The sequence below is a fragment of the Brevibacillus sp. JNUCC-41 genome (assembly GCF_014844095.1).
Lineage (GTDB): Bacteria > Bacillota > Bacilli > Bacillales > DSM-1321 > Peribacillus > Peribacillus aracenensis.
The window spans coordinates 3341228-3357962 of the sequence record NZ_CP062163.1 but is presented as its reverse complement, the minus strand read 5'-3'; the positions used below and the strand labels follow the sequence as shown (position 1 = coordinate 3357962).

At 39.8% G+C, this 16735-nt stretch carries 14 protein-coding genes; 4 read left to right on the top strand and 10 right to left on the bottom strand.

Features of this window, described 5'->3' with window-relative positions:
* Positions 1-263: 263 nt before the first annotated feature.
* On the top strand, positions 264-626 hold the full coding sequence (locus tag JNUCC41_RS16365; protein ID WP_076366720.1) for a YugN family protein: 363 nt from the start codon (positions 264-266) through the stop codon (positions 624-626).
* A gap of 112 nt (positions 627-738) precedes the next feature.
* Here the strand turns inward: JNUCC41_RS16365 and JNUCC41_RS16360 are convergent, their stop codons facing one another.
* The 7 genes from JNUCC41_RS16360 to cyoE all read right to left on the bottom strand — a co-directional run bounded on the left by JNUCC41_RS16360 (position 739) and on the right by cyoE (position 7603).
* Positions 739-1200, bottom strand: a complete 462-nt coding sequence (locus tag JNUCC41_RS16360; protein ID WP_179891037.1) for a DUF420 domain-containing protein — start codon at positions 1198-1200, stop codon at positions 739-741.
* 209 nt (positions 1201-1409) lie between these two features.
* Positions 1410-2321, bottom strand: coding sequence for a cytochrome c oxidase assembly factor CtaG (gene ctaG / locus JNUCC41_RS16355; RefSeq protein WP_342615807.1), 912 nt, complete (start codon positions 2319-2321; stop codon positions 1410-1412).
* A gap of 142 nt (positions 2322-2463) precedes the next feature.
* Positions 2464-2799, bottom strand: a complete 336-nt coding sequence (ctaF, locus tag JNUCC41_RS16350) for a cytochrome c oxidase subunit IVB (RefSeq protein ID WP_048684534.1) — start codon at positions 2797-2799, stop codon at positions 2464-2466.
* 3 nt (positions 2800-2802) lie between these two features.
* Entirely contained in the window at positions 2803-3432 is a 630-nt protein-coding gene (locus tag JNUCC41_RS16345; protein WP_192203940.1) for a cytochrome (ubi)quinol oxidase subunit III, read from the bottom strand.
* Entirely contained in the window at positions 3432-5303 is a 1872-nt protein-coding gene (gene ctaD, locus JNUCC41_RS16340; protein ID WP_192203939.1) for a cytochrome c oxidase subunit I, read from the bottom strand. The genes JNUCC41_RS16345 and ctaD overlap by 1 nt, the downstream gene beginning before the upstream one ends.
* A gap of 24 nt (positions 5304-5327) precedes the next feature.
* On the bottom strand, positions 5328-6410 hold the full coding sequence (gene coxB, locus JNUCC41_RS16335; protein WP_192203938.1) for a cytochrome c oxidase subunit II: 1083 nt from the start codon (positions 6408-6410) through the stop codon (positions 5328-5330).
* A 254-nt stretch (positions 6411-6664) separates the two neighbouring features.
* Positions 6665-7603, bottom strand: a complete 939-nt coding sequence (cyoE, locus tag JNUCC41_RS16330) for a heme o synthase (RefSeq protein ID WP_192203937.1) — start codon at positions 7601-7603, stop codon at positions 6665-6667.
* A gap of 600 nt (positions 7604-8203) precedes the next feature.
* Between cyoE and JNUCC41_RS16325 the strand changes: the two genes are divergently transcribed.
* Positions 8204-9190 carry a COX15/CtaA family protein gene (locus JNUCC41_RS16325; RefSeq protein WP_192203936.1) on the top strand — a complete coding sequence of 329 codons (987 nt, stop codon included), beginning with the start codon at positions 8204-8206 and terminating at the stop codon, positions 9188-9190.
* Positions 9191-9380: 190 nt separating this feature from the next.
* Here JNUCC41_RS16325 and pyc read toward each other — a convergent pair whose 3' ends face one another.
* Both pyc and JNUCC41_RS16315 read right to left on the bottom strand, forming a co-directional pair.
* Positions 9381-12818: a pyruvate carboxylase gene (gene pyc / locus JNUCC41_RS16320; RefSeq protein WP_192203935.1), complete on the bottom strand. Its 3438-nt coding sequence runs from the start codon at positions 12816-12818 to the stop codon at positions 9381-9383.
* A gap of 634 nt (positions 12819-13452) precedes the next feature.
* Positions 13453-13734 (bottom strand): Fpa/YlaN family protein, encoded by a 282-nt coding sequence (locus JNUCC41_RS16315; RefSeq protein WP_098371113.1) that lies wholly within the window; start codon positions 13732-13734, stop codon positions 13453-13455.
* Positions 13735-13955: 221 nt separating this feature from the next.
* Here JNUCC41_RS16315 and JNUCC41_RS16310 point away from each other — a divergent pair, with 221 nt between their 5' ends.
* Positions 13956-14459, top strand: coding sequence for a hypothetical protein (locus JNUCC41_RS16310; RefSeq protein ID WP_076366738.1), 504 nt, complete (start codon positions 13956-13958; stop codon positions 14457-14459).
* Between the two features lie 64 nt (positions 14460-14523).
* Here the strand turns inward: JNUCC41_RS16310 and JNUCC41_RS16305 are convergent, their stop codons facing one another.
* Positions 14524-15855, bottom strand: a complete 1332-nt coding sequence (locus JNUCC41_RS16305) for a PhoH family protein (RefSeq protein WP_192203934.1) — start codon at positions 15853-15855, stop codon at positions 14524-14526.
* Positions 15856-16122: 267 nt separating this feature from the next.
* Between JNUCC41_RS16305 and JNUCC41_RS16300 the strand changes: the two genes are divergently transcribed.
* Positions 16123-16722, top strand: a complete 600-nt coding sequence (locus JNUCC41_RS16300) for a YhcN/YlaJ family sporulation lipoprotein (RefSeq protein ID WP_228467351.1) — start codon at positions 16123-16125, stop codon at positions 16720-16722.
* The last annotated feature ends 13 nt before the right edge of the window (positions 16723-16735 follow it).

Genomic DNA, 16735 nt, shown 5'->3' with positions numbered 1-16735 from the left:
GATTATATCACTGTTCAATCATAATTTTCTAATTTACGATAGACTGTCCCTTCATTAAATTTATTTAAAAAGTGGAACTTTTGCGAATGATTAAATTACCATGGTTGAGTTCATTGCAACTTCCACCATTTCGTACTATTATAAAATATAGGATAAAATGGTATATTATAAACATACTTGGAGATTTTTAATATATTCATGTACATAATATTTTCCCGGTATGTCATTTTAATTCTTAATAGTAAACATAGGAGGTACTACTCGTGAAATTTGAAAGCTTTGGAATCGAAAACATCACAGCCGACTTAAACCGATTAGATGACCTAATGCCGCAATATGGTTTAATACGTGCAGAACAATGGGATTACGAAAGAGTCAGTTACGATCGTAAGTTCGACTTAAAAGAAGGCACGTTTTACCTGAGAATACTTGGCTATGCTACAGAGGGCGATGTAGGCGCTCACAGGGCCGTCATCAAACTAATGGTTCCTCTATTAGGAAAACACTATTATCCACACGGAGTTGAATATGGTGAAGGAGAGGATTTCCCTGCATCACTAGTTAAACAAAGTGAAAAAATCCTCGCTCAAATCAAAGAAGAGCTTACACAATTCAACGGCCTGTAAAAGCCGTTAGTGAAAAGCAGGTACAAAGTGAGAGGATCATACGTGATGCTCTCTTTTTTTATAGGCATTACAAAAGCCTGATGCTTTTATTGCACCAGGCTTTTTCGTTATTTTAAAATCCTAGGATCGCCTTTATTAAAGATGTTGTTTCTCCGCCATGATAAATGACATAAAGCAGGATGTAAACAGCTACTCCAGTAATCCCGGTGAAAAACCAAATGATGCTTGTCGCAGGCCCGATTTTTTTATGGATGGCGAATTTACCTTTAAACCCAGTGGTAAGCATGATGATCCCCAAAACAGCTCCAGTTGTAGCAAGAGTTATATGGAAAATCAAAAAAATCGTATAATAAATTTTAATGTCAGCGGGTCCGCCAAATGACGTACTACCAATGAATACCGTCCGGGAAAGATATATAGTGAAAAAGATTACCGCAAAAACCGCAGCTGCCATCATGGTTTTTTTATGGGTCTCGATTTTGCGTTGTTTAATTTGATACCAGCCTATTGCAACAGTGATGGCACTTAATACAATGAAGGCTGTACTTATCGTTGGAAGGATTGGTAAAGACATATGAATTGTAGTCCTCTCTATATTTATTAATCAACTACCATTTTATAAGAGGCAATCATAAAATTCAATAAAATCAAGGATTATTAACAGAATGCTCACTTTTATAGAATAGGCAAGTCAATTCTCTGGCTATTTGGTTTATATCGAAAAGCAGGCAAAGGCAGATAAAAGACTTGTCCGCCCCAAGACAAGTCTTTTTTATCGTACAATTATTTTACAGTCTGAAGATCCGAAGGTATCGGATCGATATCATTTTGGCCGCCATTCTCCTTTTTGAACCAAGCAAAGAAAATGACACCCAAAACATAGCCTAAAACGATTTCTTGGATCACCTTCATCAAAACCCCACCAAGCTGTTGATCCTCAAGCAATGGCAGTCCATTGAACATTTCTGGACCACTGAGTGTCAAACTTGACAGTGCTGAGGCGGGAACGCAAAGTTCCATGGCACTTGCCCAAGATTCCGCATTGGTAAACGTATCATACATCGGATCATTAGCAAAAATGATTAAAGCGCAAGCTGGAGTCATTAAAATGCCACTGCCGAAAATATAAGCTACTTTTTTTACACCCGTTAGACTTTCGTGCTCCGGCAATTGATTGACAAGCGGGAACCACATCAAAACTGCAGTAGTAAATAAAAGCACCGTGTATCCGGCATGTATCCACATCCCCGTTTTGATATAGTCAAACACTAACGGGATATGGTACAACGAAAAAAGAACATTAAATAGTAAAAGGGCGACAAGAGGTCTCGTGAAAAATTGAAATAACGCCTTCACTCCCCTTGAATTTATGAAAGTTCTCAAAAGCCAATCCGGAATCGCAATGATAAATAAAGGCGGAATCACAAGATAGAGCAATGCCATTTGAAACATGTGCGCACTGAACATAATGTGGCTTAATAGATCCAGTGGCGAACCCTTTACCACATAAAGAAGGAACATGGCTGTCAAAAAATAAGTTGCCTGTTTGACGGAAAGCGATGAACTGCCCGGAAACTTCCCCCCTTTTTTTGTCACCAGCCAAAAATATCCTACGGTTATAAGTACGAGGGCGGCAAAATAATAAGGACTCCACAAAGCTCGAAATCCGAAAATATCAATAGACAAAAAAATCACCTCGTTCATAAACTTTTTCTTACTTTTATTATACCTAAAATGAAACATTGTAACAAATATAGATAAACTTGGATTGTTTTTCTGGAAAATCACCCCATAAAGAAAAACCGGCTATCATTCAATAGCCGATTTTCTTTATGGTTTATAACCAAACAATCGTTGTGAACACAAGGACAGTTATCAGGCCGACTGCAAGGCCGGAAAATAAGAACAATGCAATAGTGCCATGCCCTTTATGCTTCATGTGCATGAAATAATACAATTGGAAAATCACTTGTACAACTGCCAGCAGCAAAATGACTGGTTTAATGAACCAATGTGAAAAGCCCTCAATTCCTACTGCAGCAAAAGCAAGTAATGTAAAGAAAATCATAAGTGTAAATGATATCACTTGGTGTTTCATCTCTTCAGCATTTTTCTTACGGCGATATTTTAAATCGACATTCGGGTTCGCTGAATTTGATTGTTCATTCGCCATCAGTTATCCCACCATTCCCATTAAGTATACGACAGTAAAGATAAACACCCAGACTACGTCAATGAAATGCCAATAAAGACTCGCAACATAAAATTTAGGAGCGTTATATAAATTCAAGCCCCTTCCTGCATTACGTACCATAAGAGATATGATCCAAACCAAACCGAATGCAACGTGTCCTCCGTGAAAACCAACTAACGTATAAAACGCGGAGCCGAAGGCACTGCTCGTAAATGTATGATGGAATTCATGAACATAGTGATTAAATTCATAAATCTCGAGTCCAAGAAAACCTAAACCAAGTGCAACCGTAATGACAAGCCAAGCCTGCATTTGTTTGAAGTGGTTATTTTTCATATGGTACATCGCATACACACTAGTCAATGAACTGGTCAATAACAGCATGGTTGCCACAAACGTAAGTGGTAATTCGAATAAATCTTTAGCTAGGGCTGCATCACCATTTGGAACTTTATCCTTCAATGCTAGGTAAGTTGCAAATAATGAGGCGAATAATACCGTCTCTCCACCAAGAAACAACCAGAATCCTAAATATTTATTTTTACCTTCTAAAGTCGCTTTCTCGGGAGAAGCAGGCCAGGTAGCATCCGTGAATCTTTCATCTGTCTGCATTATGCCTTACCTCCCTTGTCTTTATCGTCCATAAGGTCTTCTTTATGAATATGGTACCCATGATCGTCTTTAACGGAACGGATAAACATTGAACCAAATGTTACCAAAAGTCCTACTATCATTATAGGCAGGGTCCATGACTTATCATCCATATGGTATAAAGCACCGAATGCGGCGATAAATAAACCGGAAGCAATCGTTAAAGGAAGAATGGATGAATTGGGCATATGGATATCCCCAAGTGGTTCTGCAGGAGTCATTTCCTTTTTCCCTTCCATTTTTTCAACCCAGTAAGGATCTAATCCGCGGACTAGCGGCAGTTGTTTAAAATTATAAAAAGGCGGTGGTGATGGAATGGCCCATTCCAGCGTACGGCCATCTCCCCAAGGATCATTGCCGACTTTTTCATTCTTCACAGATGTAATGATGATATTGATGACCATAACCAAGACACCAAATGCCATCAAAAAGGCTCCAACAGTACTAATCATATTACCTGTATTGAGTCCTTGATTGTCCAAGAACGTGAATACCCGGCGCGGCATCCCCATCAAACCTAAGAAATGTTGAATGAAGAACGTTAAATGGAAACCAATCAAGAACGTCCAAAATGTGATTTGACCCAATTTTTCGCTTAACATCGTCCCAAACATCTTCGGCCAATAGAAATTGATTCCAGCCAGTAAGCCTAATACAACCCCACCGACGATTACATAGTGGAAATGAGCAACAACGAAATAACTATCATGGTATTGATAATCAGCAGGTGCAGAAGCGAGCATGATACCTGTCACGCCACCCATTGTAAATGTAGGGATAAAGGCAACTGCATAAAGCATCGGAACCGTGAACTTGACGCTTCCTCCCCACATCGTAAAAATCCAGTTGAATATCTTAATACCTGTCGGTACAGCGATAGCCATTGTCGCCACCGCAAAGATTGCATTTGCGATCGGACCTAGACCAGTGGTAAACATATGATGCGCCCAAACCATGAAACCTAAGAAACCGATTAAAACGGTTGCAAAGACCATCGATGAATAACCAAACAATCTTTTTCTGGAGAATGTAGCGAAAATTTCGGAAAAAATACCGAACGCCGGAAGAATCAGGATATAAACTTCCGGATGACCGAATATCCAGAATAAATGCTCCCAAATAATCGTATTTCCCCCAGCCGCTACATCAAAGAAATTCGCGCCAAACATCCGATCGAACATCATTAACACCAATCCCACGGTAAGCGGAGGAAAAGCGAATAAAATCAATGCAGAAACGACGAAAGTTGACCAGGTAAACAGCGGCATACGCATATATGTCATACCAGGCGTACGCATATTAATAATGGTTACAAGGAAATTGATCCCTGCAATTAGTGTTCCAAAACCTGATATTTGTAATCCGAGGACGTAAAAATCAATGCCATGACCTTCGGAATGCAAGGAAAGCGATGCATACGATGTCCAGCCTGCATCTGGAGCCCCTCCTAAAAACCATGAAAGATTCAGAAAGATTCCCCCAAAGAAAAACAACCAAAAACCTAACGAGTTCAAAAATGGGAACGCAACATCACGTGCCCCTATCTGTAATGGTACAACCGCATTCATTACAGCAAACACTAATGGCATGGCCGCCAGAAATATCATTGTCGTACCGTGCATGGTCAAAATTTCATTATAAAATCCGGCACTTACGAAATCATTGTTTGGGATTGCTAGCTGGATACGGATAAACATCGCTTCCAAACCGCCGATTACAAAGAATAACCCGCCAGAGATAAGATATAAAATGGCGATTTTCTTATGGTCTACGGTCGTCAGATAATCCCAAATAGTAGCGCCAAATCCTTTTTTATTAGCGTACGTACTCACGATTTAACCTCCTTAATCAATGTTCTATTTGTCTTCCACCTTAAGCTCCAATAGATAAGCTGCCAGTGCATTAATATCTGAATCTGAAAGTTCGCCGTAAGTACCGGTCATCGTGTTGCCCGGTTTATACTTCTCAGGATCCTTGATCCATTTTTTTACATTCTCTTCCGTATGATCCAATACGCCAGCTACTTTTTGACGCTCACCGAATGTAGCCAGATTCGGAGCCTGACGAGCTGCTTCAGGCCTGCTGTCATTTGGAGTCACCGCATGGCAGCCTATACAGCTTTGATTAAAGACATCTTCACCCTGTTTGGCTAGATCACCTGCAACGACAGGCTCCTTCGCGGCTTTCATATCTTTAGTCCACGCTTCAAAATCGCTTTTAGACTTCGGTACGACCTTAAAATCCATCAAAGCATGGGAAGGACCGCAAAGTTCAGCACATTTCCCGTAAAATAAGTTGTTCGAATCTTCTGCCTTTTCACTATCGAATTCTAAGAAAAACTGATTGACTCCATCTGTATTTGTATCCATCTTTCCTCCGGCAGCCGGTATCCAGAATGAATGCTTAACATCAGAAGCAGTTAGATTGAAGTATACTTTTTGATCGGTAGGCACAACCAAATCCTGACTTGTGACAACGCCAAGGTCAGGATATTCAAACTCCCACCAATAAAGATTTGCCCTAACATTCACAACAAGAGCATCCTTCGTTTTTCCATCCTTATCTTTCTTATCCATTGCCTTTGTGTCAGCTAAGTCGAATGTAGTGACGACGGTCGGAACAGCCAGAACAATTAAAAGAAGGATAGGAATAACAGTCCAGATAATTTCAAGTTTATGACTTCCTTCAATTTGTTTCGGTATTGTTTCGTCGCCTTTCTTCCGACGGAAGCGCAGTAAAACTACAACGAACAAAATAATCACAACAATAATTACCAGAACCATGATTAGTGTACTCAATATCAGTAAGTCAAACTGAGATTGCGCAACATTGCCTGCTGGCTTCAGCGCGGATAGAAATGGTTCGCCGCAGCCCGAAAGTACAAGTCCTACAATACCCAGCAGAGCAATCAGGCGCCATTTGTGCAGCCTTTTTTTCATAGCTTCAGAAACCCCTCTTTCGTCAAAATTTTCTCACAAAAATAAAAATGGGCGCAATTGCGAATATTCTCTCTATGTAAATTTCTAAAAAAGAAAGAATCCCTAATTTAAGGAATTATTACGATGACTCATGTAACCGCTCTTATGTATGACCCTGTTGGTTACGTTAATATGTATGAATGGCGGTCAGTGCATTATTTATCAGTAAGCTGGAGCCTGTAAAGGAACAGGCCGCCAGCTTATTTAAACCAAAACTAGATGAGAGTGACAATAACCATCGCTACAAATAAAATGGTCATATAATTTAAAGAATATACAAACATGGATGTTGCCCATTTAACATCATCTTTCTTTTTATACCCCTTAATCCCCAAAACAAGCCAACCCGTGCTCAATAATGCAGCAAGAATAACTAGCGGGGTTCCTAATGGAGTTAAAAAGAAAGGAATGAACATTAAACAGATGATCCATAGCATAATCGATCTTTTTGCCGCCTTGAACCCTTTTACTACCGGAAGCATGGGTACTCCAGCTGCACGATATTCTTCGACACGCCTCATTGCAAGTGCATAAAAATGAGGAGGCTGCCACAAGAACATGATCGCGAACAGGACCCAGGCGATCTTATCAAGGCCCGGGTCGACTGCAGCCCACCCGATAAGTGGAGGCACCGCTCCCGATATACTGCCTATAATCGTATTCGAGACAAATCTACGTTTGAAAACCATAGTATATAAAACAACATAGGCGAAGACGCCGAATGCTCCTAGTATGGCAGTTGTCATATTAGTCAAAGCAAGTAAAATCAGCCCTGCAGCAATTAAACCGAAACTTAATGCCAATACCTTTGAAGGCTGTACTTTCCCAGTTACCGTTGGACGGTTTTTCGTTCTTTCCATTAAATGATCGATATCACGGTCATAATAATTATTGAAACTGCAAGATCCCGCCATTATGAGCGCCGAACCTGCAAGTGTATAAAACACTACATCTAGATTGCTTAAGAAGCTAAGCCCCGAAAAATGAAGAGCTAACCACACGCCGGTAAAAGCTGTAATTATATTTGAATTGACAATCCCCACTTTTATAAGTGCGAGAAAATCCTTCCAAGCTGTTGTTTCAGGTATATCCGATTGAAGGGCGGCTTTACTGTCCTCCATGACAGCTTCTGACAAACCCCTTGTTTCTGACATTTGTTTTCCTCCTTTAAATCATTCAAAACAGACGCAAATGCAAAAAAACGTTACATATGCTATAGAACATTATTTCATACTTTTTGATATTTGTAACCAAGGAAGCGTAAACAAAAAGTAAATTATTTACCAATGACCGTTGTCAATGGAATCCATCGAGAGCTATCATTCTTAATATCATGCTTATTAACAGTAAAATTTAGTAAAATCATTTCTTCAATATATTAAAACACATTTTTGGAAGCTTTTGTGAAAATATTTCGGTTATTTTTTGACCAATTTGTGTCTCAATAATTTACTTCTCTTGTATGATGTTCATCAAGAACTTGAATATTATGCTATTATCATCATCCCCTAGGCTTATTCCCTATTTTGCTCCTGCTTGAAGGTTTACACTCCCTTTATTTCTATCAAAGTCTTATGTAACTTTCAACTATTTCAGGCATTTTAATTAATAGTTATAATATTAACTGAACTTGTAAAATCATTCTATTTTGTGTAATATCGAGGAAGTTCGACAAATATTATGAAAAACCTTATGCTATTATTAATTTTATGGAATAACCCTAAATTGCTACATAGAAAAAGGTGGGGCTACTAGTGAAATCGTCTCTTAAATGGTTTGCTGTTTTAACAACGGTTGTAATGCTTTTCATCTTACTTGGTGGAGCTTTAGTCACGAAGACGGATTCCGGCATGGGATGCGGCAGGTCCTGGCCATTGTGCAATGGCCAATTGATCCCTGACAAAATCACGATTGAATTGGTCATTGAGCTTTCCCATCGACTCGTTTCAGGTGCTGGAGGTTTCCTTGTTTTAATATTATCGTATATGTCTTGGAAAAAAATCGGCCATATCCGTGAAGCACGTTTCTTATCCGTCCTTTCTTTTGGTTTTCTGTTACTCCAAGGATTGATCGGAGCCGCTGCCGTCATTTGGTCACAATCCGATTTCGTCCTTGCCCTTCATTTTGGCATATCGCTCATTTCTTTTGCTGCCGTCTTTTTACTGACACTGTTGATTTTTGAAGTGGACAAGAAGTTCGAAGCAGAAAGACTTATCGTTGACAAACGAATGAAATTCCATATTATTGGCGTATTGATTTTTTGTCTGGTGGTCGTATATACAGGTGCCCTTGTAAGGCATACAGAATCAAGTCTTATCTGTAAGGATTGGCCTTTATGCGTAAATGACAGTCTTGCACTCCCCTCCAACCTTTATGAATGGATTCAGATGGGGCACCGTGCAATGGCAGGCGCTATTTTCATTTGGGTATCATATGTGGCTTATATTGCAAAAAAACATTACAAAAATCAAAAAGTGTTATATGGCGGTTGGATTGCTGCATTCATTCTCGTATTTTTACAAGTTACCGCTGGAGCTTTTATCATTTTCTCAAGGCAAAACTTATATATCGCACTTACACATGCATTATTCATTGCCTGCTTTTTTGGTGTAATGAGCTATTTGATGCTATTGACATCGAGAAGCAAAAAAAATGCCCTGGCCAAGCAAAAAAGGAACTCCGCGCACTCTGTCAAAGGTCAGGAGGAACAGGATATAACGCCAACGGTACCCGCCCGTTAATGTCTGATTGTTCAATCAATAATATAATTAAGATAAACCAAAACCACCATTCCCGGGAATGGTGGTTTTGGTTTATCTTATAGTGAAGATCAATGACCGTACACTGCCTAAAATGAGGGTATAGGGCAGCTTAAAACCTCAAGCCTACCCCATATACCCCAAATCATTCACAAGGTCACAGGCAGCGATATTACTTGGTTATTTCAATCAATAAGTCTCCAGTACTGATCGCTTCTCCATCTTTTACATAAATATCCTTGATGGTCCCGGAGAATGGTGCTTGAACGGTAGTTTCCATTTTCATCGCTTCCGTAATGATCAGGTGATCCCCCTGCTTGACCTGATCGCCTTTCTCGACCACTACACGAATAACCGTACCTGGCATTGTCGCACCGAGTTGTTCTTTATTTTTAGGGTCAGCTTTTATTTTTGATACAACGGAAGATTTAATGTTTTCATCCTTGATGATCACTTCACGTGATTGACCATTCAACTCAAAATACACAACCCGTGTTCCATCAGCCAATGGCTGACCGATTGAAACCAATTTTACGATGAGCGTTTTACCCTTTTCAATTTCAACTTCGATCTCTTCCCCCAGTCTCAAGCCATATAAGAAAGTTGCGGTATCGAGGTTGGAAACATCACCAAATAGCTCAATCGTTTTATTGTAGTCCAAGAATACTTTTGGATATAGGGCATATGCAAGCACATCGAAATCAGTGACTGCACGTCCCAATTCCTTGAATAATTCTTCTTTAAGAGCTGCAAAATCCACTTCTTCCAATAATTCACCCGGTCTTACTGTTATAGGTTTCTTCCCTTTCAGGATAACTTCCTGAAGCTCTTTAGGGAATCCTCCAACTGGCTGACCTAGATAGCCTTCGAATAACTCTATGACTGAATCAGGGAAATCGATGGATTTGCCTTTTGTCAGAACATCTTCTTCAGACAGGTTATTTTGTACCATGAATAAAGCCATGTCCCCAACAACTTTGGATGAAGGAGTTACTTTAACGATATCTCCGAACATTACATTGACACGCTGGTACATTTCTTTAACTTCATGCCAGCGGTCCCCCAACCCCACTGCTTTGGCTTGCTGCTGTAAATTGCTATATTGACCGCCCGGCATTTCGTGTTTGTATACTTCGGTATGAGGAGCATTCATGCCGCTTTCGAAGTCATGATAGAATTTCCTGACCTCTCCCCAATATTCTCCTAAACGCTCTAGTGAATCGACTTTCAATTTAGGCTGTCTGCTTGACCCCTCCAGCGCATAATGAAGTGTTTGTACACTTGGCTGCGAAGTCAGTCCAGCTAAAGAACCAATCGCCGTATCAACGATATCCACACCAGCTTCGATCGCTTTCGAATACATGTAAATTCCATTTCCGCTTGTATCATGAGTATGCAGATGGATCGGAAGTGATGTCGTTTCTTTCAGTTCCGATACAAGGCGGTAAGCAGCATCAGGTTTCAAGAGGCCTGCCATATCCTTGATCGCTAAAATATGGGCACCGGCATGTTCTAATTCCACGGCCATATTTTTATAGTAGTCGATATTATACTTGCTGCGTGATGGATCATTCAAATCCCCTGTATAACAAATGGCCGCTTCCGCAATTTTGCCGGATTGACGAACTGCATCAATGGCCAATTCCATCCCTTTAACCCAATTTAAACTGTCGAAGATACGGAAAACATCAATGCCTGCACCCGCTGATTTCTCTACGAATTCACGAATGACATTATCAGGGTAATTTTTATAACCAACTGCATTTGAAGCCCTTAAAAGCATTTGTAATAGGACATTAGGTGCTTTTTTCCTGAAACTGATCAGCCTGTCCCATGGATCTTCTTTCAAGAATCGATATGCGACATCAAAAGTTGCCCCGCCCCACATTTCCATTGAAAATAAATCAGGAAGTAGTTTTGCTGTAGGCTCAGCGATATCAAGGATATCTTTCGACCTGATTCTCGTCGCAAGTAAAGATTGATGTGCATCGCGGAAAGTCGTATCGGTGATCAATACCTCTTTCTGTTCTTTGATCCAATTGACCAGTCCCTCTGCACCTTGCTCTTCAAGTATATTTTTTGTACCCGAGATAAGCGGCAGGCCATCAACATTCGGAATTGGAGCTGGATCAAAAACAGGTTTTTTCTTTTTCTCTACTCCCGGGAATCCATTCACGGTCACATTTCCGATATATGAAAGCATTTTTGTCCCACGGTCTTTTCGGACCGGGAACGTAAATAGTTCCGGTGTTGAATCAATAAAGGAAGTATCGTATTCACCATTAATGAAATTCTCATGTTTTACAACATTTTCAAGGAATGGAATATTCGTTTTGATTCCACGAATCCTGAATTCCTTTAGGTTACGCACCATTTTTGATGCAGCCTGTTCAAATGAAAGCGCATGTGTTGAAAGTTTAACGAGAAGTGAATCATAATATGGTGTGATGACCGCACCTTGGAACCCATTACCAGCGTCCAGACGAACACCGAACCCCCCACCGGAACGGTAAACCATCATTTTCCCGGTATCAGGCATGAAATTATTCAATGGATCCTCAGTCGTCACCCGTGATTGAATCGCATATCCATGTGTTTTGATTCCTGACTGTTCGGGAATCCCGATCTTTTTGCCATGGAGTTCATGCCCTTCCGCTACCATTATTTGGGATTGAACGATATCAATGCCCGTAATCATTTCAGTAATGGTATGCTCAACCTGGACCCGTGGATTGACTTCAATAAAGTAAAATTCGCCATTTGCGACAAGGAATTCGACCGTACCGGCGTTTACATAATCAATATTTTTTGCCAACTTGACGGCTGCCTCACAAATCCTTTCCCTTAAATCCTCGGAAAGGGAAACGGAAGGTGCCACTTCCACAACTTTTTGATGCCGTCTCTGAACGGAACAGTCACGTTCATATAAATGGACGATATTTCCATGAGTATCAGCCAAAATCTGAACTTCTATATGCTTCGGGTTTTGAATGAATCTCTCTACATAGACTTCATCATTACCAAAAGCTGCTTTAGCTTCTGATTTTGCGCGATCATAAGCCTCTTCAACTTCTTCGATTTTTTCGACAATCCGCATTCCGCGCCCGCCGCCGCCTAAAGAGGCTTTTATGATAATTGGAAAGCCGTATTGTTCACCAAATTCCTTTACTTCTTCAACACTGGTCACCGGTCCATCGCTACCAGGGATAACCGGAATATCAGCCAGTTCAGCTTGTGTTCTGGCTTTTACTTTGTCACCAAACATATCTAGGTGTCTTGATTCTGGTCCGATGAAGATTATGCCTTCTTCCTCACAGCGTTTCGCAAATTCAATATTTTCTGAAAGAAAACCATAACCGGGATGAATCGCATCGACTCCGCTCATTTTGGCGATCGCAATTATGCCTTCAATATCCAGGTATGCATCAATCGGTTTTTTGCCTTCCCCAACCAAATATGCCTCATCCGCTTTATATCGGTGATAAGAACCATAATCTTCCTTTGAATAGATTGCAACTGTGTGAATGTCTAATTCCGTACATGCCCGAAAAATCCGTATCGCTATTTCTCCACGATTTGCCGCAAGTACTTTTTCTATACGTTTCCCCATTGCTACCACCCTAATCAATATGTATTTTTATTGAATATATAGAAAAAAAGCGTGAAAGACTTTCACCACTTTTTATTCAAGAATTTATATCCCAACCAAGGAGACCATCCTGATCAAGCTCATTTTATCGCGGATGTAATTATTTCGATATATTTTATATTTTCGTTTTTTACATCCTATAGAGACTAAAAAGAGCCTTACACCATTAGCAAATGAAAATTTAGCTATAATAATATATTATCGATTTGACTTAACATTCAATTAATATAACCATAATACTAAAATTAACTGAATACAATAAAAAAATAAAAAATTACATATATTCGTATATAAAAACAAGGAATTAGCTCTGCCTTTCCGACTAACGTCCCATTGTTAATCAACGGCATTCGATTAAAAAAATCCCACATATTTAATGATTGATAGAGAAATTTGAAATCTGAATATAACCATTAAACATTACATTGAAAATTCAAAAAATAATAAAAACAAAAATAAAAAAACACAATTGAACTTCTACGGATTAATTAGTATGTCACTATTGAATATAGTATAACACTATCAATTAATTATGTACATAAATAAAAAACTCAAACAATCATCGAGATTTGTTTGAGTTAGTATGTTTTATCTATTATTTTTTTAATGATGCTTCATGCAAAACTGACAATTCTTGTTCAAGGGCCTCCAAAAGGGATTTACCTTCGGTTTCCTCTACCAAACCTAAGCGTACGGCAAAATCAATTTCTCTTGATAGGCCGAACATTTGTGTATCAAGTACCTCTTCATATAAAGGACATTGAGGCATAGTGAGATTTTCCATTTGAACTTTTATCAGTTTTAGAATCTTGTCAGCATCTGCTTTTAATAAAGCATAAGCTTTTTCTCGATGATTGACAAGCATATCAGATGCCATGTTAAATCCCCCCGCTCAGAGCGATTAAATCTTATCTCTAAATTCTACCTTTAGTTTTGTGAAAAAGCAAGGACATTGACAAACAATTTGCCATCGGGATATCACTCCCACCCCTCAAATGAATATATCAAGCCATGGAAATTGTTCACCATCGTGTAGATGTGACATTTCAATTATAATTGATTATAATCATTAAAGAGCAACAGAAAGGAATGAGATATTTGGAACCTATCGTATTTATAAACGGAAAAGTGAAATATCCAATTACCCTAGATCCTGGAGTATGGATTTTTGACGACCGTAAAGTTGAAATTGATACATATTTCCACGCTGAAAGAGTCCAAGTCAATGAATTAGAAGAATATACGATTGCCGCCTCCAAACATTGGCAAAAAGAAATACAGGAAGGCGCAATAATGCCGCCCACAATAAAAACGGAACGAAAGTTCGAGAAGCAAAGATTGCTGGAAGGGACTTTCGGCATCCCTTTTGAACCTTTTTTAAAAAATGCCGAACCAGAAAATGGGGTAACTGAAGTCATCGTTACAACCGATGATGAGGAGCTTACATTCCCGTTGGAAACGGCACTTGAATTTTTCCTGGGCTTTTCCAAGGATGGAAAGCCACTTAAAATATCTGAGGGCGGCCCTATGGAAATTTATTTCGGGGACGCTTCCAATATCAATGATCCGATAAAAAATGTGCGGTCTTTCACTGTTAAATAAGACTTAGTCCATTCTTCACCGAAAACTTCAGAGCCATCGGCAAGGGACATCCCTTGCCGATGGATTATAAAAGCGTAGCTGCGAGTTGGGCCAATCCAGATCTTTCCCCTTTTATCAATTTAACATGCCCGGCAATGCGTTCCGTCTTGAATTTTTCCACCACATAGGTCAAACCATTATTATATTCATCTAAATAAGGGTGATCTATTTGCTCCGGATCCCCCATTAATACAATTTTGCTCCGCTCCCCGACTCTCGTCAAGATGGTCTTGACCTCATGTTTTGTTAAGTTCTGCGCTTCATCGATGATGATGAACTGATCCGGGATGCTCCTTCCCCTGATATAGGTCAGGGCTTCCACTTCAATTGAACTCATGCCAGCTAAAATGGCATCCAATTCCCCAGGTTTTTTCGTATTGAACAAAAATTGGAGATTATCGAAAATAGGCTGCATCCAAGGTCTTAATTTTTCTTCTTTTTCCCCTGGCAGATAACCAATATCTTTACCGACAGGAACAATCGGCCTGGCAACCAGAAGTTTCTTATATTGTGACAAATCTTCAGTTTGCATCAATCCAGTAGCCAATGCCAATAAAGTCTTGCCTGTCCCCGCCTTACCGATGAGCGTCACAAGCTTGGTATTCGAACGAAGCAATAAATCAAGGGCCATCGTCTGCTGGACATTTCTCGGTTTAATTCCCCAAATATGTTCCCCTTCATACATCAATTTCTTGACTAGCCTGCAGTTCTCATCCACTATCCCAATCGCAGAAGCTGAACTCCCCAGCGTGTCCTTCATCAACAGGAATTGATTTGGATAATATGAATCCTTTGTCAGTTCCTCCAGTCCCAGAAAACTTTTTTCATAAAACTTATTCAGATTATCAATCGATACAAACACTTCTTTGTGCCCAGCGTATATATGGTCCAGTTCTACGACACGATCATTTAAAAAGTCCTCTGCCTCAAGTCCGATGGCATCAGCTTTAACCCTGACGAGAGTATCTTTACTTACCAAAATGACCGTTTTTCCATCTTCCTTCGTCTCTTCTTCCAAGGATAAGTTTTTCGCGACTGCCAATATCCTGTTATCATTCGTTTTCTCCACAAAAATTTCCTGGAGCTTATGAAATGAACGGTGGTTGAGTTCAATCCTTATGCTGCCTCCATTATGAAGCGGAATGCTCTGATGAAGCTTCCCTTTTTCACGAAAGCCATCGATCAATTTCGATACTTGCCTGGCGTTTCTTCCGATTTCATCCATATACCGTTTTTTCGAATCCAATTCTTCTAATACGACTGCCGGAATGACAACTTCATTATCTTCGAATGAATAAATCGAGTACGGATCCTGCAACAGGACATTCGTATCTAAAACATAGATTTTTTTCCCCAATATGACGCCTCCTGCCTGCTCTTTAGGATATGCCTTACCATTTACTACACTCAGAAGTTATGTAGCGGACGAGACTGTTGATAAAATATATGTTCCTTTGCATAAAGATAGAAGAACATTTACAGACTATAAAGAAAACTTCCAGCAAAAAATGCTATCCCCTACATTGATGACAATATGTTTAGCTGCATTTAATACTTACCTGAATCAGACCTGGTCATTGGTGGAAAGGCTGGAACCTACAAAAAACGTTAAGGAGGCTGCACATTGCAAAAATTCATGTTGTCGCTCGCTGCTGTTCTATTGATGACAGGTTGCTCAATGGATAATAAAAATGAAGTGTCCGAAAATAATGCGAAAAACAATTTAACGAAAGTCAATAACTCGACCATTGAGGAAGCAGACAGAAATACAGGTCAGCAAACAGCGGAAAGACTCACCGGTTTAGCTAAATCCATTCCTGAGGTGAACGATGCCACCGCAGTCGTACTTGGCAAATATGCCATCGTCGGAATAGATATCGACCAAGATATTGAGCGTTCACAGGTCGGAACGATAAAGTACTCAGTTGGAGAAACTTTAAAACATGATCCTTATGGCGCAAATGCCCTCATCGTCGCTGACCCGGATATTAATGAGCGGATCAGGGAGGTGGCCAGAGACATTAAAGACGGTAAACCGGTAACAGGGATACTAAATGAACTGGCTGACATCACAAGTCGGGTCATTCCTGAGGTTCCTGGTGATATTTTAACCCCGACTCCGTCCAAGAGCATTGAAAAGGAAAAAAATAAACTTGACGATGAAACGGAAAGAAAAGAACTCGATAAAGAGCAAAATGATCAATCGAATCACTTTAAAGAATGAATATTCCTAACCC

What these genes read in the sequence shown, in the direction of transcription:
- JNUCC41_RS16360 (WP_179891037.1), bottom strand. Translation starts at nt 1,200, where the DNA reads ATGTCTTTACCAATCCTTCCAACGATAAGTACAGCCTTCATTGTATTA.
- ctaF (WP_048684534.1), bottom strand. Translation starts at nt 2,799, where the DNA reads ATGGCGAATGAACAATCAAATTCAGCGAACCCGAATGTCGATTTAAAA.
- JNUCC41_RS16345 (WP_192203940.1), bottom strand. Translation starts at nt 3,432, where the DNA reads ATGCAGACAGATGAAAGATTCACGGATGCTACCTGGCCTGCTTCTCCC.
- coxB (WP_192203938.1), bottom strand. Translation starts at nt 6,410, where the DNA reads ATGAAAAAAAGGCTGCACAAATGGCGCCTGATTGCTCTGCTGGGTATT.
- cyoE (WP_192203937.1), bottom strand. Translation starts at nt 7,603, where the DNA reads ATGTCAGAAACAAGGGGTTTGTCAGAAGCTGTCATGGAGGACAGTAAA.
- pyc (WP_192203935.1), bottom strand. Translation starts at nt 12,818, where the DNA reads ATGGGGAAACGTATAGAAAAAGTACTTGCGGCAAATCGTGGAGAAATA.
- JNUCC41_RS16315 (WP_098371113.1), bottom strand. Translation starts at nt 13,734, where the DNA reads ATGGCATCTGATATGCTTGTCAATCATCGAGAAAAAGCTTATGCTTTA.